This is a genomic window from Pedobacter soli (genome assembly GCF_900101435.1).
Lineage (GTDB): Bacteria > Bacteroidota > Bacteroidia > Sphingobacteriales > Sphingobacteriaceae > Pedobacter > Pedobacter soli.
Genome location: NZ_FMZH01000007.1, coordinates 168,021 through 191,997, shown reverse-complemented (window position 1 = coordinate 191,997; position 23,977 = coordinate 168,021). Strand labels below are relative to the sequence as shown.

The following is a 23,977-nucleotide window of genomic DNA, read 5'->3' as shown; positions in this document are numbered from 1 at the left end:
ACTTGAATCTTAATTAAAAATCACCCCTAATTCCCAATGCTATAGATTTTGGGAGCAATGCGGACTGAAAATCTGGGTCTATACCGCTTTTGCTTTCCTGCCAGATGATCCCCAAGTTGTTAAGGTATACCGATACCTGGAGCCTTCTGAAAACCTTTCCAGTTTTGTCAGCTGGCAATTGGTAAGAAAAATTGATATCCTGCAATCTGATGTTATCCCCGTGCTCTGTTAGCACGTTAGCATACTTATAAAACTCATCCCTGGCCGTATTTGCGACAAGAGGCACACTCGGAACACTAGTAATCGACTCATCACCCGGATTTTTCCAGCGAAGGGTATAGTCACTATGGCCGCCCAATCCCTTTGTCGTGCCATAACTGATGGAAGGCCGGTGAAAATAATACCCGAAGCGGTAAGAAATATTAGCTGAAAATGACCATGGGCCGAAATCAATATTATTTCGGATCGAGCCATACACTGGAGGCCGGGCGGGACCATTGTAAACTAGATCAGCTAAAGTCGAAGATGATATTATCTTAGTATAGTCTTTTGAGGGTACGCCATTCAAAAAACCGATAGGATCTCCTGTCGAGGGATCAAGACCTCCCCAGGCGTAGCTTGAGATTGCACCAATCGGTTTTCCAACTACTGGAAGGAGTCCACCGCTAATGTATGCTGAATTCAGGTTTCCGGCTGGGTAAGCAGTTACCTTATCCATCGCAACACTAAAAAGAAGATTCGTACTCCAACCGACAATGCCCTTTATGTTCTGCGTATTTAAGGTTAGGTCAATTCCATAACCTTTTGTATCTGCTGTATTGCCCCTAAAACTGCTTATCCCAGTCGACGTTGCAACAGGGGTAGTTCCTAAAAGATCGGACGCTTTTCTGCTGTAATATTCAATACTTCCAGAAATCCGGTTTCCTTTCGTTGCAAAATCTACTGCAATATTCACCATCCTGATCTTTTCCCACCTTAAAGAGGGATTTGGCGGACTTTCTATCTGAGCAAAAGGAAGCTTGATGCTTGAAATGGTTCCGTTTGAATAACTGGCTGTGGTATATGCAGATAAGGAGCGGAACACGTTACCGCTATAACCATACGTAGTTCTGAGTTTCAAAAGCGGAAGAAACCCAATGTTATAAAAAGGTTCCCGAGCAATATTCCAGGCAAGCCCAGCTGAATAAAGCGGTACCCCCTTTTTATTAGCATCTACGCCAAAAAGATTACTCTGGTCAAGCCTCGTACTGGCAGAGAATATATAACGCTGCTTATATGAATAAGATGCGTTAACATAATATGATAGGAAACGATCGGTTAATTGGTTCATCCCGTCGCTGAAAGGAATGTTCTCAAATTGTGCCGTATTAAAAGAAAGTGGAAACCTGGTCAAATAATCTACTGTTGAGCTTCTCACATATTCTTCGCTATACCCGTATGCTCTAGTCTGGGAAGAATTGGTAACCATTTGCCGAACCTCAGCGCCAGCAATAGCACTTACATTATGGTCACTACCAATCGATTTATCAAATGCCAGCTGGCCGCGTAAATTATGGCTAATACTGTTGCCAATCGACTCATCCAATATCCCGCCAATAGGTACCCTGCGGGTTAAACTTCCATCGGCATTGATCGAAGTAAATTGGTTTATCAGGTTTCTCAAATAGTAAGAATTTTCTCTTTGGAGATTTGACTGGTCCTGCGAACTCTTGGCAAACTGATACAGAATGCTCGCAGAAAGGAATGGAAATATATTATACTTCAAACTGGTATTGATCCTAAATTCTGTATTTACTAGACTATTCTTATTTTGATCGATATCAGCTAAAGGATTATATTGCCAATCCAAAAATCCTTTTTTGACCATTTCATTTTTAAAGGATTCGCGTAGTCCTCTTGTAACATTTGGATACCCTTCAGAACCATCGACAAGGCGGGCATAAGAATATGCTATCAGCCCTTGATTATTATTATTGGTCTCTGCCTGTAAGAAACTGATGGCCGTATTTAGCTCAAGCTTTCTTTTGAAAAAGTAATTTACCTGGTTGGCATTTAGGGTAATCCGGTTACTCGAGTTGCCAACATCTGAGTTCAGGTTCTTATCAAACCCACCTGAAATAAAATGAAGGCTGTTCCCGCTCCCACCACTGATATTTAGCGAATACTGCTGATCGACGCTAGTTCGCTGCATATATTTTCGCTGATCTTCACGGACATCAATTGCCCTGTATTGATCGATCATTCTATCAGCATCCTGTTGCGATATTTTACCATCTCTTTTGGATATAAGCAGCTCAACAACGGGTGAGATAGCAATATTAGATAGAGATGTTTCTGCATCCTTATAAAACCCAGAATTGAAGAGTGAGGCTTCGATATCAATATAATCACTACTGGACATGCGCGGCAGATAATAAATATCTGGTTTCGCCCCGATTGTCAGCGAGGTAAATATTCCAACTTTGGCCTCACTGCTCTTTCCTTTTTTGCTGTTAAGAACAATTACACCATTTCCTGCCCTTGCTCCCCAAATAGATGCCGCTGCGGCATCCTTTAAAACTGTTATACTTTCTATGTCATTTGGATTTATAGCATTTAAATCTCCTTCATAGGGAAAGTTATCAAGGATTATTAAAGGAGCACGGTTTGAAAAAAGTGTGCTCTGCCCCCTAATGCTTATATTACCACCAGCAGCTGGGTTTCTGTTTACGACCAAGCCTGAAGTTACATCTTCAATGCGGGAAAGGATATTTGCAGAAATTCTTCTATTGATAATTGATTGGTCCAGTTGCACGAAAGATCCTGTGGAGCGTTCCTTTGGCAAAGACTGATACCCATCACTTATAATCGTAATATCCGCTAACTGATTATCCAATGGTTCTAGGTTTATTACAACCTGCTTTGGATCAAAAGAAAAAAGCCTTAAGGTTTTGACCTTATATCCAACATAGCCGATTCGAATGTTTATTGCAGCTGAGTCAGAAGTTAGACTGAAATTACCTTTTTCGTCAGTACTTACTTTCTTTTCATTTGAAATGTCCGTTACCAGTGCGCCTGGGAGTGGAGCGTTTTTGCTGCCCCTAATCTGAGCTTTGAAAATATGCTGTCCGTATACTTTAGTTCCAAAGGATAACAGCAGTAAAATTATTATTATTTTATAGTTCATAACTATTTTTTAATTGGTCCGCCTATACTTCTCCATTTCATTTTGCCTACCTTCTTGCTCTGAGATTACAAGTACTTGAGTAAATACCTTTTTCTCCTCCAACCGCAATCCATATTTCTCAAGGTTCCTATTAAGTTCATCCCTATCCTTTAGCGAGGATTTAACTTCAATATCCACGTTGTAATCAATTCCTGTTTTATCCAATACCAGCGGGGCATCCTGCATGTAGACCATGTCCAACTGTAGCGCAAGGATCGATAGATTGGCATTTTGGATCTTGAATCCGAAGGGGTTAAAACCGGCAATAGCTTCTCCCCCTATGGATTTCATATCCACCTTCTTAGTTCTTAGCAATACCAGACAGTTAAGTTTACGTTTCTCAATCCGGCAGTTATAATTGGGAAAAAGCGTCTTAAGCTCAGATTTCATGATGTCATAAGCTTTGATCGAAAGATGGGGAGGAACTACAAGCTCATAGCAATAAGTATGCTTCCGCATCCATTCATATACATCCTCATTTTTTGGGCGACTAAAAACACTGCTGTCAGAAATGTTATAAACTGTATTTTTTCGATTGAATTCCCTTTTGCCTTCACCAAAGGCATAGGCAAGTATTTTAGGAGCTGAGTTATTACGTACTAAAATTTTAAATCCTGATAGGGAATCCTGATTTCTATTAAACCCAGGGTGAATGCCAGGCACATAAGCCGAAAGCACGCTATGAAAAATCATCTGACGGCCGTCACCACCATTTTCGTTCATAAAAAGTGGTTTTTCTTTGTCAAAAGCAAGAAATACATCCGTTTTTGTTCTTAAATCCTTTAGGTCACCTGTAATCATCTGCTTGATCTTTGCCGAAGTTGCTTCCTCAAAACCAGTAGTTGCCCTTAATATCCCTTGTTTGTCTATCCAAACTAAGTGCGGTATCACATTGTGTGGAAATAAGGCTGCTAAGGATCTATCTGATACAATTTTGGGAAGATTAAATTTAACTCCGGTTTTAGCCTCCTGTAGTGGTAAGAAACCGTTTACTATGTCAGCAAGTTGAGCTGTTACCGGAAGGATCTGAATTTCATCGGAGAACTGTTTTTGAAGGTTCTCCATTGAGGGCATCATTGCCACGCAGGGCGCACACCAGGTTGCCCAGAAATCAATAACAATTAATTTGCCCCGCAGATGCTCAAGACTTTTATCTGTTGATTTCCCTTCAATAAGAAATTGTCTTTTAGTATTCCAGAATGATTCCGGAACCTTATCTCCTATTTTCAGAACTTCTCTCGAAGTCTCTGTCATTCCCTGTGCAGATGCACAGAAAATATTCAGACAGATATATAGTAAAGTTATAAGGCTTCTCTGGCGAAATGGCTCGCATATATATATTTCAGCAGGCCATGACAATCTATTTTTTCTATTAAAAAAAAGGCATGGCAAAGCCCTATCGATATGAAATATCGTTTTTTTCATTGTTGGTTGATTAAGTTAGTTGATGAGAAAATTGAATGAAATAGACTAAGGCAGGTGCATTATTAAAGAACCTATTTTATCATTAACCAATAGAATGACCTGCCTTAGTCTGGAATCTATTCAGGAGAACAGATTACCAGACTAATTAGAATTATAAACGCCAGACCAATAACAAAAGCAAGTTTTGATTGAAAAAATAGGAAACAAATGTTTCTTAGTCTCTCAACGAAACAGTCCTTGTAAAGAAATAAGATTTCAAATTGGTTTTTCACGTTTTCTGGTTTAAACCAAAAAACCTTGAGGAAAATAAAAAGGGCCGCCCTTAGCTTTTCTGAGACAAAGGTGTAGGACCACCACCGCCTTACGGCGGGCGAACACAGAATAGCAGGCGACCCAAGTCCTTATGCTATGCAAAGATAGCACAGGATTTGAGTTTTCACCTACCTCTTGTGTTCAAACGTCCTACTTTTTGTCACAAGGTTTTTAGGTACTAAAAAATCAAATCTTGCAGTTAATGGCTATTAACCGACAATAAATTTTATTAAGCTAAGATAAACATAATATTCAACACTTCCACATGCACCTGTGATAAAATTTTCATTTTATTGTTCCTTGCGAGTATAATGCAAAGCCTAAATTCCAACTCAGAGATTGTTATTATTGAAATTTCTCAATTGGATTACCTATTAATTGTTAATATAAAGCGTAAACGGATTGAGGTGGGTTTATCGCAAGTTTCATTAACACAAAAAATGGGTTTATCTGAAGGTTTTGTAGGTAAAGTGGAGCTTTTCACTGAAAGAGCAAAATACAGTATTAGGCACATCCATTTATTAGCAAGCGCTCTCAATTGCACAATTCAAGAAATTCTACCTGTTGAACAACCAAAGTATGATATGGTGAAGTTGACGCTAAAAAGGACAAATAAAATTAACAAAGATGGTTCAGTGTCTAGAAAGAAAATCACTGAAGTGATCAAAATAGAGCCGAGGGAAGATCTGAAAAGTTAATTTGAATATGCAGGTGAATTGAGTGGCCTTATTGGCTGAACAATTTAAACTTTGACATATGGAACAACTACGTTGCGTCGTGATTGACGATGAAAAACACTCAGTATCAATCTTATCCGATTATATCGAATCAAACCCAAATCTCCTTTTGGTTAGATCCTATATGGATCCACTAATTGCTTTATCTGGAATTAGCCTTAAAGACAAAATCGATTTTATATTTCTTGATATCGATATGCCCGATATTACAGGGATAGAGCTTGCAAAAAAGCTGTTAAACCGAGCTAGGTTTATTGTTTTCACAACGGCCTTTACAAAATATGCTATCGAGGCATTTGAAGTGGATGCATCACGCTATTTGGTTAAACCCATATCAAAACCCAAATTCATTCAAACAGTTTGGGATGTCCTAGAGTCAGAAACCAAAAAACTAGAAAAATCTAAACAATCAAGCAAAAAATTTTTCTTCGTAAGTGTTGGAGATAGAGGGCAAAGGCTAAAGATAAAAAAATCAAAAATATTGTTTTTTGAAAGCGAAAAAAACTATATCAAAATTGTAACTGAAGAGAAGGATTATTTGGTCTATTTGACCATGAAGGAGGTAGAATTAGATTTTTCGGGAACGCTATTTTACCGAGTTCACCGCTCTTTTTTCGTGAATGCTGAAAAAGTGGATAAGGTCGTTGGTAATACTCTGAAATTACGCTCCTACGTTATTCCAATGGGGAATAGTTATAAAGATGGATTTAATGAATTCTTGGAAAGAAAAACATTAAGATCCAACCGGTAGGCTTAGTGTTTTTCTTCTAGTTTTTTAGAGCGACGAAAGTTTCTGTTGCAATAATAGTGATACTAGAGTTGGTCGGATCAGTTGATAAGTCGCCACGATTTTTCAGGGATTTAAAAACAAATGCTGTTTTTTTAATCGTTTTTTTTGGAGAGTGTTTCATGTTTTTATTTTGAAGCTAATGAAAAAAACTTCAGAAAAGTTATTACCTGTAATAAATGAGTTTAAACCAATACAAATTTTAGCATGACAAAGAAAATTTCCGAATGGATAAAAACACAAAAAATCCATCTTATCGGATGGTCACTTTTCATTTTTTTTGAGATAACTCTAGTGGGACTCGCAGCAGGGGCATTTGGAAAACCTCTGAATTATGTGCTGCACTATATCTTGAACATCGTGTTATTCTATACCAATGCCCACCTAGTGCTAATGCTAAGTTTTAGGAAAAAAAAATACGCTGTTAGTAGATTGATTATGTTAATGTTAATCCAGGTAGCAGTATATATTGTTTGCCGCTCCTTTCTGAATTATTCTTTAAGCGACGCTGTTAAATCTTTCGATATACCAACTGTGCTTAAGAATTATCGTAGTTTTTTCCAATCACTTTGGAGAGGTCTTTTCTTTATTGGGCTCTCTTGTTTCTATTACCTTTTTATCACATACAAAGCAGAGAGAACCGCAAGAGAAGAAGCAGAAAGACAAAAATTACTAGAGGAAATTAGATCAAAAAACAAGGAAAATGAACTTAGAACAGCAAAATATGATTATTTGAGAGCTCAGATCAACCCTCACCTACTTTTCAATACATTAAGTTTTCTCTATGATAGCATCCGAAAACACAATGAATCCGCTGGTGATGCTGTGATGAGACTCTCAGAACTGATGAGATTTAGCTTGGATACGAGGGAATCAAACAATCAGTATCCAAAACTTGGTGAGGAAATAGACCAAATTGAAAACCTAATTAAGCTTAATAATGTACGGAAAGATAATAAGCTATTCTTTCAGACAAATCTTATCGGAGGTGTTAGGGAGTTCAAGTTCATTCCACTTGTTATTATTACCCTCGTAGAAAACATGTTTAAACACGGAAAACTCCTCGAGAAGGATCACCCAGGAATACTGGAGATTAAATTGACAGAAAAAATATTTTCTGTAACCACAAAAAATTTAATAAATACTAAATTAAACCGATCTGGCTTTAATACAGGTATGGATAACATTGTAAAAAGAATGGAACTTGCCTATGGCAATTCATACTCATTGACGTTTGGGGCTGACGAGAAAAATTACTTCAACGTAGAGTTTACTCTAAAAAGATAAAGTTCTGTTTGGTTATGTCGCATCTATCCGCTAATTTTAAGTTCAATACTGTATGCTATTGGAATGATTTTGATGATCATTACCTTTATTTTATTCTTATTGGTTTGGTCATAACGAAGTTAAAAGCTAATAGTAAAATTAAAGTTTCAATTATGATTACTCATTTATAATATCGAAACTTTATTTTGATTAAAGGTTATGTCTTTTTGGGTTGACTATTAATCAAGTAAAACAAACTGTAAAACGACAAGTAAATTCACGACGGCACACTTTACCGGATTTGTCAGGATATGTATATGCATATTATCCGAAAAATATGTCCGTGGCAGTGAACAATATTCTGGCCCGACCAAGATCATGGAAATTGTAAAAGGAAAGTATGCCCGCTTCATTGAAGATAGGGCAAGCCCTTAACACAGGTTGTTCGATGCACTCAATACCCACTATCCAGAGCATACCATCAGAATGAAAAACAATCCAAGGCCCCCATCTTTAAGGACCATCTTCCGTGAAGATAAAAGTGAAGAACGCCCAACCCAATAGCAGTCTCTTGGCTAAACAAATGAATCTATTTCCCATCAGCTGCACCCTTAGCCCTGTTTTCGATTTTGGTGTTATAATTAAACGGAGGGAAGTTTATAAACCCATTGTCTAATAGCAAATTACCAGGCTAGAACACCTTAAATCTAAAGCTTAATTGTTCTGTTTGGTCTGAACTGAAATTCAGCATTATCCGATGAGTTGTAAGGCGTAAAAAAATATTCGGTGTGAAATTCTATATTCTTTATAGTCTGATCGATATCTATTTTGCGGATGAGAAAATCATTTTGACCAATCCAAATGATGGCCGTTCCAGTCTTATAGCTGCCGCTAAGCTTATAACATAAAGTTTTATTGATCATCTCTGGCTGAAGCAGGAGATGGTCCCTCATGTCATTAAAAATATTTAACCCAAGCGCACCGTCTTTTACAAACAGGAATTTAGGGATCATAGTTGAGGCTAATGTTGAAACCCCTTGTGCAGCAGCCAAGGCTTCATCCAAAGTAAGATATGTCCTTGTTTTATTATTAATGCCCCACCAGCTTTGCACCATTCTCTTCTTATCCCGGTTGATAATATACAGGGAGTTTGACTGCCCTAGTTTATAATATTCAAAATTGAAAGGTCCGGCATCCGAATACGCTGTTCGAAAATAAATTGCTGTACTGGTTGGAGAAATGCCGGCATTTTTAAAGGTAGAAACCACCTTTCCTGAATCAAGATACCTTACTGTTTTGGCGTAGGCATCTCCGGTACGTTCAATTAATGTAGAAATAGTAATCGGATCATTCTTTAAAATAATCCCTTTAGTGAAAAGAAAAAAAAGCAGGAGTGTGATTTTGGGAGCGTACATGATATGGTTAGATATGGGTGTATTTTTTGTACTGCAAGATAGTATTTTCCAAATAACTGAAAGAAAATTAACTTCATTGGAACCAACCAATGTCAAATCTGTTAAAAACGGCACTTCAAACAGTAACGGATCGGTTACTATCGCACTTCTGCTTACCGGTACACTAGACAATTCTGGGTTGTTATCAGGGTTTATTGTAGTGCTTTCACCCTGTGCTTTATTTTTTCTGCACCGGTGAAAGCCGATCTATACTTATGGTTTGATTGTTGTAATTGTATTTTTCTTGGTGTTGACCCAATCGCGTGCTGCACTTTTGGCATTTATTACAGTCATTTATTTCTGCAGGAAAGCAGTCTGTGATAAATTGTACCATAAATTACCGAAATGGGTAAATTATGATCTAGATAAACCCATATGCATTCCTGGTCATGCTAACTCACTTATTTGTTCATGTTGCGCTCACACTTATTAAAAGGTTGCTTCGCAACCGTCGGTTCCAGACATCAAATGCACAAACAGGTCCTAATAAACCAATTAAGAAATTTAGGATACAAAGTCTGATCGGTACCAATTCAACATTTACCATTATATGTTGCAAAAACTGAATTCATCATGAAAACAAATGTCAGTCTCAACCGCTTTAAAACATTTAGCTCAAAGTGTAGGAAACTGGGGGGCAATAAACAAAAATATCACCAAAATGGCCGCTTTTTGATATTCCGAGCGTTTGCCTATAAATTTTTGCAGCAGTAAACGAAAGTATCCATCCCTTACTTAATATTTTTTTCCAGCTGTAAGTTTAATTGCAATAATTACGGCAAATAGAATAAATGTCTCACAAAACTAAGGTTGAATAGGATAACATATAAACCACTTCAAATTGACCTCTCTTCGCAGCTTTAAAAAGCCCCTCTTTGCCGAGTTAATTTTATAAGGTTCGCCAAAGCAAAAAGACCCCTCTGCGCCAATACAAGTTGCCCACTTAGAAATCTCTATTATACTGTAAACAAAACCTTTGTATCGGAATTTCTATGAATCGTTCTTAGTAAAAAGGGCGTTCCTATTTCCGGACACCCTGGCCAGTCGCTATTTTTTCTGCCACAAGATATTCGAGGCGTCTATCTGTCTAACCTTAAATTTTAAAAGACCGCCTCCAGCACCTCACCTCATGTATTCTTTTTCGCGGGATTGATCACAATCCCCCTTCCGCTGAACTGGAAGACCAGCTCGGCGACATCGTCCATATCAAGGCCGGTTGTATTTTCGGGATCGATCGCTACGGTCCACCATGTACAGGGATTAATACGTATGTACTTATTGTTGGTTACGGTTTGATTGCCCGAAACCTCGTAAAATTTTTCATCACCGGGCCTGTCGGTAAGCTTTCTGTCGGCGGTATTAAATTTCGCTTTCTGATCCTTTAAATGTGGGTAAAGACTTCGGTACTCATATGAAAAAGGATTGGGTTTACCATGGGCATAGTTCAGTATCTGACCGTTATTGTTCTTGACTGACACGAATCCCTCATGATACAGCAGTAAACTGACTTTCGTTGCAGTCGCCTCTTTCAGTCCGGGCTTACGGATCAGAAATGCTTCTACCGAGTCTATCGAAAGGTAGGCAAGTTTTGTAAACACCGGTAAATCCGGGGAAATATAGAAAGCTGCTGTACCGGTCTGCTGTAAAGTAGCAAAACTTTCTTCATGCTCCTCCCGCTGAAATGACACCCTACCTGCATCATTTTTGAACATTTTCCAGCTACCGAATTGTTTTTCCTCTTCGGCAAACATTTTTTCAGCAACCGCATCCTGTAATATGCTCAGCGAGGAGATATTGGGATTCAGCTCTATTTCGCCGGCAATATCACGGGAGGGCTTTTTTTCGTCCTGCCCCCGCAGGATATTATTGACGGCCGTCTGCGAAAACGGCTGGTCCGTCACCGAATAGAAGCGGTATGTTTTATATTCATCATATATCCTGTCCAAAATACGGTCACGCATAAAATCATACATGATCGACCAGAATTGGTCCATGCTTTCTACAGTGGGATCCTCAACCTGCGCCAGGCGTTCTCTGCACAGGGAAAGCTGGGCATTCAAAAGTGCGTTTTTTGCATACAGTTCGGCGCTTTTCACCTGAAGGGCGCGGTAATTCAGCAATAGCTCGTTCCTATTTTTCACAAGCTCCATATAACTGCCGATCGCCTTTTTGAACGCCTTTGCCTCCGCGTTGGCATACTGGGCAAATTGATCGATCATCTGCTCATATGATTGATTGTCCATTGCAATTTTGATCGCATCAAAGCCAAACTTTTCCTGCGCTTCACCCATCTTTTTACCAATGTCCCAAAGCTCTTTCGCCGTGCCCAGCACAGGAAGCACATGCTGGACAACATCCGCTCCCTTTCCATATAGCTCTTTAAAGCTCCCTGGCTCCGGGATTTCTATTTTTTTATTGATTTCCAGCTGTATCTGTTGCCGGTCGCCGTCCTCTATGATCTTTGCCTTAACTTCCTTTTTATCCTGTTTGTACTTATCGAGTGCCTCCAATGCCTTTGAAGAATTTTCAAATGAAAGCTTTATGGGGTCGGTATAAGCCTTATCGGCTCCCATCACATCCTTCAGTTTATCTATTGCAGTACCGCCATATTTGAGATACTTTCCGTAGGCTGCGTTACCTGTACTGATGAGCACTACCTGAGCAATCAGATTAAGACAGCCTATCCCGAATGCGAGTTTTAGCTTGGCATCTACCGCCTCCATAAATGACCGCTGCTTTGCCCATATCACACTCCCTTCACGGTCCATCTGAAGCCGGTAGCGCTCGAGCTGATCTTCAATTTCCCTGCGATCACTGATAATCTGAGAAAAGCCGTTGTCTATTTTATTGGTGCCAGAGTTGATCTTGATAATCGTTTTGTTCACCTTTTCGGCTACATTTTTCTGCTGCAGTTTTTCACCTTTCCATTTGAGATGTTCTTCTTCGACCAATCTACCGGTGCTCAGCATATCCCTGATCCTGGAATTATAATGTTCAAAAGAAAATACCGGTACGTAATTCCAGCTATGCCCGTAAAAATCCAAACCCGCATTGATATATCCCTGCAAGACTTCCACATTGGTCCGCAGGGCTGCCATAACAATATACTCTTTCACCTGGGTCTTCGGCACGCGGTCTAGATCCTTAAGCGCTGAAATAAGGGAAAAATCCGGAATGGTATACAACAGCCAGTCAATCAATCCTGTCAACTGTTCCATGTAAGCCCCACCCTTGAGGTAATAGGCTTTGAGGGCATGGTAGGTAATTGTCCGATGATCAGATAAGCCTGCCCCATCTCCAAAACCGAACAGAAAAGGATCGCGGTCCACACGTTCTAAAATAACGTTACCCTGGTTCCCCGGAACTGCCCTGATGTTTTCCCTACCCTTGTTTCCGCTTGGCCCCCGGTCGCCATAAACCTTTTCCTTACTGAAATCGTCATTAACTAAAATTGCAAAAATAGACGCGTCCCCGTCCATTACCTCGATCGTGATATCAGGAGGCGTACCGCCATCGCCCCCTGCCCCACCAGATGCGTTCTCTCCGGCTGCCCCACCAGAGACTATTGTGGAGATATTTTCTGCTTCATAAATGCTGCTACAGTTAAATGTTATCTTCCCCCCAGCGCCGCCGTTCCCTGATTTACCTGCATTTCCTCCATCGCCGCCACGGCCTGCTTTGTATAATGCATCCTTGATCAGCTGGTCGCGGCGTTTTCCAACGTCGAATGTCCTGTGCCCATCAATAATAACATCGGTTTTACCGCCATGAAGATAAGTACTAATAACCTTTCTCCATTCGCCGGCCTTGCCGCCATAGCCGCCCTGCCCGCCATTTTGTCCCCGGCCACCCCGTGTGCCGCCTGCATCCAATGTAAGCCTGAAACCATCAAATTCAACAGCTCCTACAAGAATACTGATATCACCGCCGTTTATCCCGTCGCTGCCATTGGATCCGTCATATCCCGGTTTTCCATTTCCCCCGTCTTGTTTATTTAGGCCCTGGTCACCTTCTCCCTTCAATGCACCTTCCTGTTCGCTGTAATCAAACCAGGCGTAAATGCGCTGCGTGGTCTCCAGAGGGTGGAGCGTATCTATGATTTCGCGGTTGAGCTTTTGGATCTGGTCCTGTTCATCAGCAGTCAACTTGGGATAGGGTTTTCCCTGAAAATCTTTAATGCTTTCAATCAATTGCGCTAATTGCGGGTGCAACTTAGTTAATCTTCCTGCAGCTGCCTTGTACATATCAGGTAGCTTCAAGGTCTGATTGAGCCAGTCTATATCATTTTTGATCGAAGACAGCTCATCACCTATCCGGCCAAGCCAGGGTACCATCTCTGAGCGCAGGTCGGCGGCCTTTTTCTTTTCCTGGCTAAAGACCTCCCCGAAAAAAACGGGTACCGCCTCCAGGTTGGGTGAGCTCCATGGGAAAGATTTTTTACCCAGGTCACTTTCGCTGACCTGCGTAGAGATGGTATAGTCACCCTCAAGGGTGAGCACACGAGCATAAAGTGAAATATTTTTTGCGGGGAAATACAGGTCACCTTTCAGAAAGATTTGGTCTGCATAGACAGTCAGGTGATGGGCATTATCCTCATCAAGGAAACGCTGCGTGAGATCCAGATGGAAGGTTGAAACGATACGGGTGTCATGAACTACATTTTCTCTGATCGGGAGATTTTCGCTGATATTAATCTTAGCTGATTGAGTGAGCATTGTGAAGAGTTTAATTTGTATGCTTAATGCTAGGCAATGTTCCTGCACTAAGCTTTTGCGGGAAACATTATAGCGCTGCATTTGGCGAGGTTAAAGATATAAAATTTGAGCTGAAGAGTTGAGCTATCGGCAAAAAGAAGGGAAAAAAGGAAAAGGGGAGCAGTAATCCCATAAACAAAACTTTAATCAAGAGCGCATGAGCGGTTACAGCGTCATCCTCCCGTAGGGAGATACAGCAGACAAAAAAAGCGGTTTTTGTTCCTACCGTAGCATCACCTGCATTGTAAACCTTTTCTACATCTATATCGATGGAAGCAATACCTTCTTTAATTCTTGAAAGTGTTGCAATTTCTTAAATATTAATAGACTACCTGTTGATTGCCAAGATATCTTTTTTATACTTTGCCAATACTGATCTTCTTGTTTTCATTGCTTTTTAAGCCTTGAGTTATTATAGCCAATTATTTTCGATAAAATAAAGTAAAAATACGCGTAATTATTTGCGAAGAATTGGTATTGTTCTTGCTTGAGTGTAAGTACCTAAAATGAAAGAATATGAATGCCAATCAATTTAATCTGGAAATTTTTAATCATTCAACTGCTTTAAAAAGCTATGCACTGAAATTCACAAAGGATTTAGAAGATGCAGATGACCTCGTTCAAGATACCATGGTGAAGGCATTAAGGCATTTTGAAAAGTTTCAGGCAGGAACAAATTTGAAAGCCTGGTTATTTGTGATCCTAAAAAACACTTTCCTTAACACTTACCACAAGACGGCCAAAAAACACGCGCTCATCACTCAGGATGATGAAATCTCATCCGCAAATTTAATGAAAAGTTCTACCAGCAATGCAGCTGTAGGTGGTTTCGTGCTGGGAGATATCAAAAAGGCTTTGGATGCCTTACCTCAGGCCTATGCTATTCCTTTTACGCGTTACGTTGAGGGTTATAAATACGAAGAGATTGCCCAGGAACTTCGAATTCCTATCGGCACGTTGAAAACCAGAATTCATGCGGCAAGGGAGCTGCTTAAAAAACGACTTGAGATTTATAAATCGAGGATCAACTAATATGTCAACAGCTTCAAATTTGAAGCTGTTGTTGTTATATAGGTCCGCTAATGCGAAGTTTAGCAGCGTGATTTTTTCCTAAAATTAGTTTTCTCAGACTTAACTGTCCTAACCTATTTTTGAAATATGAGTTTTCTCATTTCATCCATGCTTTATGATTGTTCATTGTTTGAGCAGATCAGCAGCTGTCTGGAGAAGGATGTGAGCATTATATGGCTTTCCTATGATGGCATCAGCCTGACAGTCAAATTCACTGATTTTCTGATGAGAAAGGGCGGTTAATAAAATTATTGGTATTTCTGTCGTAAGGTTTGAGTTTTTGATACTGTCACAAATTTCCCTTCCGTCTCCATCATCCAATAAAATATCCATGATAATTAAATCTGGTTTGAAGACATCTATCGAATCCCTAACCAAAGCTGATTTATCAATAAGGTCAACGATGTACCCCTCCTCTGAAAGCAATAATCCCAAAGAGCCTAGCAAAAGTAGGTCATCGTCTACCACTAAGATTTTCCTTTTCATATTTTAATTTAAAATAAGATTTTTAAGCAATGACAATTACATCATTAGTAGTTCAGTACCTTAACATATCACTTTTTTAAGGCATTACAATATGATACCTTATTTTTTGTGAAACTTTTTCTCTCAAATCTGTTGTACCAGGATCCCATAAACCTTATTATTTCGATGTTGTTGATCTACGAACAATTCCAATCATAACCTGCATCACTAAGCTAAAAATTGAAATTCAACAAATTGCGTTTTTCCATATTATTGTCTTATAAGCATTGTAGCGTATTTTAATTGGCAGAAGGCTAGATTGCTTGCAGTTTGGGTATTTTATCACTTGTTTCACAAGTCATATCCCCCCTTCTATCGTCGAATCGAAACGATAATCATTTTATTCAAACATTTATAACTTCTTTTCGTTTACTAATTAAGATACTTTTATTGCCATCGTTAGCCGATCGCTGTGACCGTATTTGGCGTCATTCAAAATCGATAACAATGGAAAAACATATTCTCATCATTGAAGATGATAAGGAGCTTAGTGAATTATATAGCCTGATTTTTGATTTGGTTCACTACAGGACGACAATTTGCAACATTGCTCCGAAACTATCTTATATTAATAGTCTCGAGGTTGATCTGTTATTGGTAGATATCAGATTAATGGGCTCCAGATATAATGGAGATACGCTATGTCGGTTATTTAAATCCAAGTATCCTGGGAATTCAACACCTTTTTTGCTCTTATCCGCAGAGGCTAATGGGGATGTCTTAGCGCATGAAAGCGGCGCAGACGGGTTTATCCACAAGCCTTTCGATGTTGACGACTTGCTTGCCAGAGTCGCGCAAATGATGGGATAATTCTTAATATATATTGCGATGGCTAGAAATTTGTTTTATCAACTGGCAATTAACAGGCATGTTATTTTTGCCCTTGTAGTAGTTATTGAATTGTAATGTCATTTACTTATAATGTTGAGGGTGAGTTTATATAATACCCAAAATCTTTCACTGCAGATTGCTTTTTAAAAACCATTATGTTGTTTAAAACAGATAACTTAAATCAAGATGGGCAATAAGAATACTATCTTTTACGATAGTGGATGTTCTTATGTCCATCTATATAAAACTCGAGCTGTAGCTGGTCACCTTCGAAAAGAAAAGGATTGTCACGGTCCGCCTTGACCTTATCCAGTATTGAATAAAGATCTTTTACCAAGGGTTGCATTCTGGAGATAGTTTCGTTAAACTGCTCTTCGGCTAATTCTTTTTCTTTCTGGTAAGCCTCTAACTGGGCTTTACCCTCGGCAGTTGTTTCTTCTTTAAGCTGTTTTTCATGCTCGAGCATCGTGTAATCTATGTATTCTCTTTGCAATAGTGCTTTCTCTTTGAGTTTAAAATATTCTAGCGCGAGTGTTGTATTTTCCATAGGCTTTTTTTTAAATAACTGCGATGTATGAGAATGGTTTTGAAAAAGTAGATTTGGTCTCATGTTTTGTCTAAGTGATCTGAAGTTTGCTTGCATCATGTTTACTCCTTAAATAGCGCTTGCTGCAATAAATGACCATTTTCATTTTTGCCATTTTTTTGTTCAGCAAAACAGCGCTCCTCACAACTGAGAAATGTTAACTGGAAGGTCGGATTTTTAAGTCGTTCTAATAATATTGTTTTTTTAGTGTCTGCTCAAGGGAATTGATATAACAATCCATGTATATCTACAAACTGGATTGTGATGCCTTTAATCTTAACCTCGCTATCATCATGGGTGAGTTCGGCCATTCTTCTGATTTTTATAAAGTCTTCTCTAGTGTCTACAACTACCCTCAACTCGCTATCCCCCACCTTCACAATATCACTCACACGATGTCCTTCGAGTTGCTGTTTTAAAATGGCAATCAGTTTTTCCATAAATATTTGTCAACAGAACCAGGTTTAATTGCAAATTGTTTTAGCTAGATAGTATAGCTAAGTATTAATCATAAACTATTATTGCTAATATTACTCAAATGATATACGCTAGGCAGCTGGGGTAATCTGAAAGTGATTGATAATCAGGAAGTAGACACCCTAACCAAAGGGTCTTTATACTTTTACCTGCTTGAGCATTGAGATGTAAATCGATTGAAATAATAAACCGCCCCATGATTGATTTATGAGGCGGTTTCGTTGTTATGTACTAATTCAGGTGCAAGGCTAAGACAGCTCCAAATAGCATCCCCAAAATAAAGGTAATGATCAGCATTAATCTGATCGAAATACTAAATAGATTACTTTTCTTTTTCATTTAATAAGCTAGCGTAATCGGAATTGATTTGTAGGTACTGATGTTGTAAGTACTGTTTTTGTAAAGAATCACCAGACTATATTTTCCGGATTCCCAGGCTTTTTCGCCGCTGATCGGATTTGCCACTGGTTCATTGCCATCTTTTTCTGCACCTATTGTAATGGTTTCGCCGCCATAAACTCCATTTACCTGTTTTAGCGTAGATACTTTTGACGCGTTCGGAAGTCCTTTGTGTTCGACTTTAGAAATTACGATGGCTTTGTTCAGGTCAAGCTTGTCTACCGATTCTGGAAAATAATTTGCTTTTCTTTTGATGAGAACGGTATACAAAACTCCGTCACCCTTTATCTCACTTACCTGAGCGTGAGCTGTAAATTCGTCGCCTTTTTTAAAAATAAGCTCTTGCTCTACAAAGGTGTCCATGTAGTAAATCATGGTGCCGTTTCGCGAGAATATATCTCGTCCGATTTTAGGATCAACGGGCATATTTGCTGCATCAATGATGATAAAATCTTCCTTGATTTCCAGCTTGGTTCCGTTTTCATCCAACACAATGAAAGAGAAATCATATTTCCCTTCTGGTGCATCTGCCGGGATGGTAAAATGCTTGTGTACATTGGTGTTTTTTGCACCATTGTACTGCTCCCAGGCCATTTCAAGTTTCCATGTTGCGGTATAAGTTTGTCCGGCTTTTTGCAAGATCTTAACTTCTATCCCCTTTATTTTGTCGCCAGCTATAACATCTGCATTCAAATGGAAATCTCTTCCCCTTATAGCCTGCTTGTTATTTGCTGTCCCTATTTCCACATTGGTAGCTGTTGGCGAAGCAATAGTTGGCGCTGTATCTTTTTTACAGCTTGTTGCAAAAACTACCAGCAGCAGTAACAATGTAAATGATTTACTGATTGAATTTTTCATTTTAATTGTATTTGGGTTTCTTAGTTATGTCCGGCGCTACTTTCAAAACCAAATAAGGTTAGCCTCACTGGTCTGGCAGATACTTTGTGTCTGATTACTTTGGTAAAATCGGTTAAGTCTATTTGTTGCACTTCACCTGCTCCCGGAACGGCTACGTAGGCATACCTTGCAGTAGCTTCTAAAACTGGCTTATACGTATCGGTAGCTACAACCGCAGTTATTGCTGCGCCTTCTTTTTTCAAGCTGCCAGAAGCTAAATCGTAAATTCTCAGTTTGCCATCAAGCGTTAAAACCAATAAGTTTTTACCTGCATAATCTACCTTGCATTGAAAGGCATCTGCTCCGGCGTAAATTGGGCTAATGCGATTGGCTGTAAGATCAATCAGGTAAGCACCTTTTGTGGCTACATATCCAATAAATTTTTTGGCACTTTCTGCATACAAGATTGTTGCCAGGCGAAATGCACCAAAACCATCGGGATTAGGGATAACGCGTTGTGTACCATTTTGCTCTACTACCAAAACGCCACCGGAAGTTGCTGCAGGCGTGGTAAAAGCACCAAATACGGCATTTTGCCCATCACTTGCATTGCCATGTATATTGCCAACATTTTGTGTAGCTGCATGCACCAATGTTCCGTTTTTATCGGTAACAATTACCTTAGTTGGAGATGCCCCTGCGGTATTGGTAGCAGTAATGGCGTAGTTGCCATTGGTAAATTGCGCCATAGCACCATGGTGTGGCAATAAGCCTGCATTTACAACTTTAAATTTGGCATTTGCCGTATTGAAATCCGCATCGCTACCCACGCTCAGTGTACCGTCTCCATCGTTAAAAATTAGAGACTCATTTCCCTTACTTTTAAAATGGGTGGGCTTAATACCATTGGCAGTAATAGCAGCCCATTTGGCGATACCATCAACATCCACATGATCGTCGTGAGATTGCAAACCGCTATCAAAAACCTCTACCAGGTTTTGCGCGCCATATAACACAGCAGCATAGCGGCCAGATGCTGTTCCATAAATATTGGCTAATGGATATTTAGCTGTAAAAGTGGATATTTTAGCTGCAAAGGGATCTATTTGAGTTAAGGTGGTCGATGTTTCATCGCTCACTAACACCCGTACAAATTTTTGCTCTTTTGCGGTAACAACAGGTTCCGGTGTTGGTGTATCGGTATCTTTTTTACAAGCGGCAAAACCAACCGTAAATAATATAAATAATGCAGCAGCTTTAAGTTTGTTTTTAGTGTTCATTTTTTTGTGTTTTAAAATAAATTGATGATTTGTTAATTGATTTTGATACTTAATCCCTTAAGCGTTTGCCATCCGGCTTTATCCGTAAGGCGAATCAGGAAATGATAATCGCCTGCATCCACATCAGCTGGCACAGTCACTTCCTGTGCTATTTCGTGTGTTTTCTGACCTGCTGACAGCGGAAAATCCTTGATCAACAAGAATGGCTTTACAGGTTGCTTTACCGCACCTAAATTGCATTCATTCACTTCTGTACTGTGGTTGTGATGATCGAAATTGTGGTGTATATCGATACTTACTGAACCGAGTTCGGCATTATCGCTCAGCTTTGCTTTGAAAACGAATTTTTCGCCTCGTTTAATTACCGAGCACTGCTGGGGAAAAGCTGCTGCGCTTACGTCAATTACCGGATATTCGGTATCGATTGCTTCGTTCTCTTTTTTACAAGCCGAGAAGCAAAGGAGAAGACCTAAAACGAGCAATGGAAATTGTTGTTTTTTCATGGGGTTTTAATTATGGATGATGTTTGAAATTGAAAGGTATTTTTACAGACAGTACTACATTTCTGCCTTGCTCGGGCAAGCTAATTAAACGGTAAAAACTGGTGTGATTGAGGTATCTGGTATTGAACACATTTTGTACCTGCGCGCTGATGCTAAGCGGATATTGTCCAATGTGAAGTCTCATACCTGCCTGGAAATTAAACAGATTATAACCTGCCGTTTTTCGTTCTGGCGGCACAATGTTATTTTGCGCCGAAGTAATGCGGTAATCTAACGAGAAGTAGGTATCTGCATTACCCAAAAACTTTTGCGGCGAATAGGTTAGATTAAATAATGCCGAAGCAGGTGGGGAAAAGGGTAAAGTATATCCTTTTTTATCTCCCGACAATTGCCTGGCATATAAGTATTCTACCAATACTTCAGAGCCCCACTGTTTACCGAACTGATATTTCACCTGCGCTTCGCCACCGTAGCGCATCACTTCGCTTTCTGCATATTCGAAAACCTGATTACCTGCACCATAGAAATAATCGTGTGCCGATGTTGGGTTTAAGTAAATGTAATTCGGGAAATAATTGAAGAAAGGACTTAACCTGGCCTGCCATTTTTCTGTTTTAAATGCAACTGAAAAATCTGCCTGGTAAGATTGCTCCGGATCTAACTTTGGATTCCCTTTTTCATAACTGAAATAATGGTAGTTTACACCATTTGCACCCAATTCTTTTGCAATTGGTATACGAAAACTCTTCCCAACATTTGCTTTTAATTCAAACAAACCGGCATTGTAGTTCATCCCAACCGACCAAACCAGACTGTTGAAGTTTCGGCTCAGGTTAGCTGCCCTCAACAATTTTTCCTGAGAACCGCTGGCCGTTTCAGAAAAGAACCAATCGGTATAACTAAACAAATTCAGTTGTGCTAGGTCATACCTTAGCGCTCCATGCAGCAGCAGTTTATCGTTTACTTTGAACTTATCGTAAGCATACAAGCCCAAACTTTTTTGCTGAAAAGCAGGTACTAAAAAACTCCAGCCATTAATCAAATTGTCTTGTATTTCACCGTTCAGGCCTACTTGCAAATGGTGTTTCCCCAGCTTGACCTGATTTTTTGCCATGAGCGAGTAAACCTGCTTATCAAATTCCCTTTCCAGATCAATTGGAATATTCATCGTAGCGGGATAAACTGCCGGCATGTAACCATGATTAACATAGTGATTGTACTCCTGGCGGAAATTACGCTGATAACCTAATTCCAGTTCCAGGTGATGATTGCCTGTTACCAAAGTACTTCTGTTAATCAATTTAAAATGGTTTACTTGTTGCGAGGGCATCATGATATCGCGGGCACTGGCATCATGTAATTCTGTATCAACTCTTCTTGGTTCTAAACCATGGGCATTGGCGAAAAATCCGCTTTTGCTGTATGTATTGCTCAGATAAAATATGGTTTTAAATTTTTCAGTCACATACCCGGCATTGAAATGGATACCGCTTTCCCCGCCTGCGGTATTCCTCAGGTAGTTTTTGTGCAGCCCAACTGCAAAATCATACACATATAAAATATCTGTAGGTACCCGGTAATCGCCATAATTCTGATAGGTAAACCGGCCGTCGAAAAAGAGCCTTTCCTTTCTTTGGAATAGCCTTACCGAGGTACCAAACAAACCATTGTTGCTTTTGCCAATTAAGTTTACATCACCCCCAAAACTATTGGGCGCAGGCATAACCGGCGCTTTGATATTGATGGCACCGCCAATGGCATCGGCACCGTAAGCAAAAGAGGCAGGGCCTTTTATAAGTTCAACTTCTTCGGTGGCAAACTGGTCAATTTCTAACCCGTGATCGGCTCCCCATTGCTGCCCTTCGTGTTTTATTCCTTTATCCACTACCACCACCCGGTTAAAACCTAAGCCACGTATCAAAGGCTTAGATTGCCCGGAACCTATGCCAATGGTTTTGATCCCTGGTAAGCGTTGCAGAGTATTCATTAAGCTTCCGCCCAAATTGCGTTGAATGAAATCGGCTTTTATGATTTCTATATTTAACGATTCCTCCCTCATCCGCTCTTCATTCGCTGTACTTTTGATGGTTACTTCCTTCAACACACGGATATGTGATTGTAGTTTTAAAACCATTTGAACAGCTTTCCCATCAACCACAATTTTGCTGGTAAGGGGATGAAAACCCATTGCATTTACCTGTATTAGGTACGATCCATCGGCAAGCTGAAAATAAAATTTGCCCAAGGAATCGCTCAATGCATAGACATTAGTCTTGCTTAATTTTACGGTTATCCCTGCAAGTGGATGATGAGAACCATCAGTAACGAGGCCATTTACCAGGTAGGTTTGGGCAAATGAGCCAAGACAAAAGCATGTGCTAAATAATAGCATCATCATTTTCTTCATAGAAAAATTGATACGCCAACGCGAATGATTAAGCCAACCGAAATGAATTCGGTTAACCGGTTAAGAATTCAGGAATAGGAAAAAACCGCCTGGATTGGACGTCGCTAAGCAAAAGAAACCAGGTTTCAGGAAATGATGGCCGGAGGACCTTTGTTGGTAAAACCCTGTAGCGTAAACTTATAGCAACCAATATAATACCTGCCTGCAAATGGAGCACTAGGTTTTATCTGTGCTGCTAATTCTAAATGATAAGCGGTTAAAATTGCTTCCGCATGATGATGCGCTAGATAGTTACACACTTCACAACTTTTAACCCATTTCTTTACGGATGTTTGGTTGTTGTTTCTATGCGTGGGTAAATCCTGATGATGGTGGTGAAAAATCTGGAAAAACGAGGTGACCACAAAAAGTATCATTAGCCAAACCGCTAAAACACGTTTCATATATTGAAGATATGTAGCTTCCCCTTTCAAATTGCAACAAAATTGCATTAATAAATTTGATTATGCAAACTAAACTTCGATTATCTTACAAAGATTCTCCCTGAGTTAACTTTCTTATTCAAATATCAATTGAATATTTGAATGTTCAGGAAAAGCCATCAAAAGATCTTTAAAATGAATAATGAATGAATATTTGATCAAGTTTCCCTCGCTTTGAAATATGGCAAGCGAAGATGCAAAACATTAAATTTTCTGGAAAATCAACATGTCCAAGGTTATTGACAATAATTTCTTGTAAGTACTCATTGCAATTTTAAACTTGATTAAAGATCTGACAAACCTCTGTTTTTGAAGTATTAGTATGTGAACATGCTAATCGATTTGCTTTCAAAATTCCTCTAATGCAGGAGATTATAAAACACCTGACAGAACTCGGAGAAGCTTGCCGCCCCTTTTCTAAAGCTAGTGATAATTAATGGAATATGCTTGAAAGTTGTTTTCGTTATTCATTTAAGATTACCCAATCTTGTAATTTCAGGGAGAGTTTTATGAAATAGATCCAAAATCAACGACTCCGCAAAGCGATAAAGCTAAGCAGCAATTTATAGCATAACTTTAGTATATAAAACACCGTAATATTGTCGCAATCCCACCTCACGGGCGCTCTTTAATACTGAT

17 protein-coding genes are annotated in these 23,977 nt (G+C 39.5%); 5 read left to right on the top strand and 12 right to left on the bottom strand.

Annotation, left to right across the window (positions count from 1 at the left end; translation table 11 throughout):
- Positions 1-13: 13 nt before the first annotated feature.
- Both BLR37_RS16330 and BLR37_RS16325 read right to left on the bottom strand, forming a co-directional pair.
- Complete coding sequence (locus BLR37_RS16330) at positions 14-3,166, bottom strand: SusC/RagA family TonB-linked outer membrane protein (protein ID WP_090770378.1); 3,153 nt, start codon at positions 3,164-3,166, stop codon at positions 14-16.
- Between the two features lie 9 nt (positions 3,167-3,175).
- Complete coding sequence (locus BLR37_RS16325; protein ID WP_090770376.1) at positions 3,176-4,630, bottom strand: TlpA family protein disulfide reductase; 1,455 nt, start codon at positions 4,628-4,630, stop codon at positions 3,176-3,178.
- A 623-nt stretch (positions 4,631-5,253) separates the two neighbouring features.
- On the opposite strand from BLR37_RS16325, the gene BLR37_RS16320 reads away from it, so the two are divergent.
- The 3 genes from BLR37_RS16320 (at position 5,254) to BLR37_RS16310 (ending at position 7,753) form a co-directional block, all read left to right on the top strand.
- Positions 5,254-5,640: a helix-turn-helix domain-containing protein gene (locus BLR37_RS16320; protein WP_090770374.1), complete on the top strand. Its 387-nt coding sequence runs from the start codon at positions 5,254-5,256 to the stop codon at positions 5,638-5,640.
- A 58-nt stretch (positions 5,641-5,698) separates the two neighbouring features.
- Complete coding sequence (locus BLR37_RS16315; protein WP_090770373.1) at positions 5,699-6,430, top strand: LytR/AlgR family response regulator transcription factor; 732 nt, start codon at positions 5,699-5,701, stop codon at positions 6,428-6,430.
- A 243-nt stretch (positions 6,431-6,673) separates the two neighbouring features.
- Entirely contained in the window at positions 6,674-7,753 is a 1,080-nt protein-coding gene (locus tag BLR37_RS16310) for a sensor histidine kinase (RefSeq protein ID WP_090770372.1), read from the top strand.
- A gap of 686 nt (positions 7,754-8,439) precedes the next feature.
- Here the strand turns inward: BLR37_RS16310 and BLR37_RS16305 are convergent.
- Positions 8,440-9,318, bottom strand: coding sequence for a hypothetical protein (locus tag BLR37_RS16305; protein ID WP_143009594.1), 879 nt, complete (start codon positions 9,316-9,318; stop codon positions 8,440-8,442).
- A gap of 995 nt (positions 9,319-10,313) precedes the next feature.
- Positions 10,314-13,982 carry a hypothetical protein gene (locus BLR37_RS16295; protein ID WP_143009593.1) on the bottom strand — a complete coding sequence of 1,223 codons (3,669 nt, stop codon included), beginning with the start codon at positions 13,980-13,982 and terminating at the stop codon, positions 10,314-10,316.
- Between the two features lie 474 nt (positions 13,983-14,456).
- Here BLR37_RS16295 and BLR37_RS16290 point away from each other — a divergent pair, with 474 nt between their 5' ends.
- Complete coding sequence (locus BLR37_RS16290; protein WP_090770364.1) at positions 14,457-14,972, top strand: RNA polymerase sigma factor; 516 nt, start codon at positions 14,457-14,459, stop codon at positions 14,970-14,972.
- Between the two features lie 162 nt (positions 14,973-15,134).
- Here BLR37_RS16290 and BLR37_RS16285 read toward each other — a convergent pair whose 3' ends face one another.
- The gene (locus BLR37_RS16285) at positions 15,135-15,497 is read right to left on the bottom strand and encodes a response regulator (protein WP_090770361.1); all 363 of its coding nucleotides are present in this window, start codon (positions 15,495-15,497) and stop codon (positions 15,135-15,137) included.
- A gap of 486 nt (positions 15,498-15,983) precedes the next feature.
- On the opposite strand from BLR37_RS16285, the gene BLR37_RS16280 reads away from it, so the two are divergent.
- Positions 15,984-16,346, top strand: a complete 363-nt coding sequence (locus BLR37_RS16280) for a response regulator transcription factor (RefSeq protein WP_090770358.1) — start codon at positions 15,984-15,986, stop codon at positions 16,344-16,346.
- 223 nt (positions 16,347-16,569) lie between these two features.
- Here the strand turns inward: BLR37_RS16280 and BLR37_RS16275 are convergent, their stop codons facing one another.
- The 7 genes from BLR37_RS16275 to BLR37_RS16245 form a co-directional block, all read right to left on the bottom strand.
- Complete coding sequence (locus BLR37_RS16275) at positions 16,570-16,914, bottom strand: hypothetical protein (protein ID WP_143009592.1); 345 nt, start codon at positions 16,912-16,914, stop codon at positions 16,570-16,572.
- A 254-nt stretch (positions 16,915-17,168) separates the two neighbouring features.
- The gene (locus BLR37_RS16270; protein WP_090770353.1) at positions 17,169-17,393 is read right to left on the bottom strand and encodes a hypothetical protein; all 225 of its coding nucleotides are present in this window, start codon (positions 17,391-17,393) and stop codon (positions 17,169-17,171) included.
- A gap of 376 nt (positions 17,394-17,769) precedes the next feature.
- On the bottom strand, positions 17,770-18,687 hold the full coding sequence (locus BLR37_RS16265) for a DUF4625 domain-containing protein (protein ID WP_090770351.1): 918 nt from the start codon (positions 18,685-18,687) through the stop codon (positions 17,770-17,772).
- 20 nt (positions 18,688-18,707) lie between these two features.
- Entirely contained in the window at positions 18,708-19,946 is a 1,239-nt protein-coding gene (locus tag BLR37_RS16260; RefSeq protein ID WP_090770349.1) for a hypothetical protein, read from the bottom strand.
- Positions 19,947-19,978: 32 nt separating this feature from the next.
- Complete coding sequence (locus BLR37_RS16255; RefSeq protein ID WP_090770348.1) at positions 19,979-20,449, bottom strand: DUF4625 domain-containing protein; 471 nt, start codon at positions 20,447-20,449, stop codon at positions 19,979-19,981.
- A gap of 10 nt (positions 20,450-20,459) precedes the next feature.
- Positions 20,460-22,847, bottom strand: coding sequence for a TonB-dependent receptor (locus BLR37_RS16250; RefSeq protein WP_244154680.1), 2,388 nt, complete (start codon positions 22,845-22,847; stop codon positions 20,460-20,462).
- 134 nt (positions 22,848-22,981) lie between these two features.
- Entirely contained in the window at positions 22,982-23,299 is a 318-nt protein-coding gene (locus tag BLR37_RS16245; RefSeq protein WP_143009591.1) for a hypothetical protein, read from the bottom strand.
- Positions 23,300-23,977 lie beyond the last annotated feature (678 nt).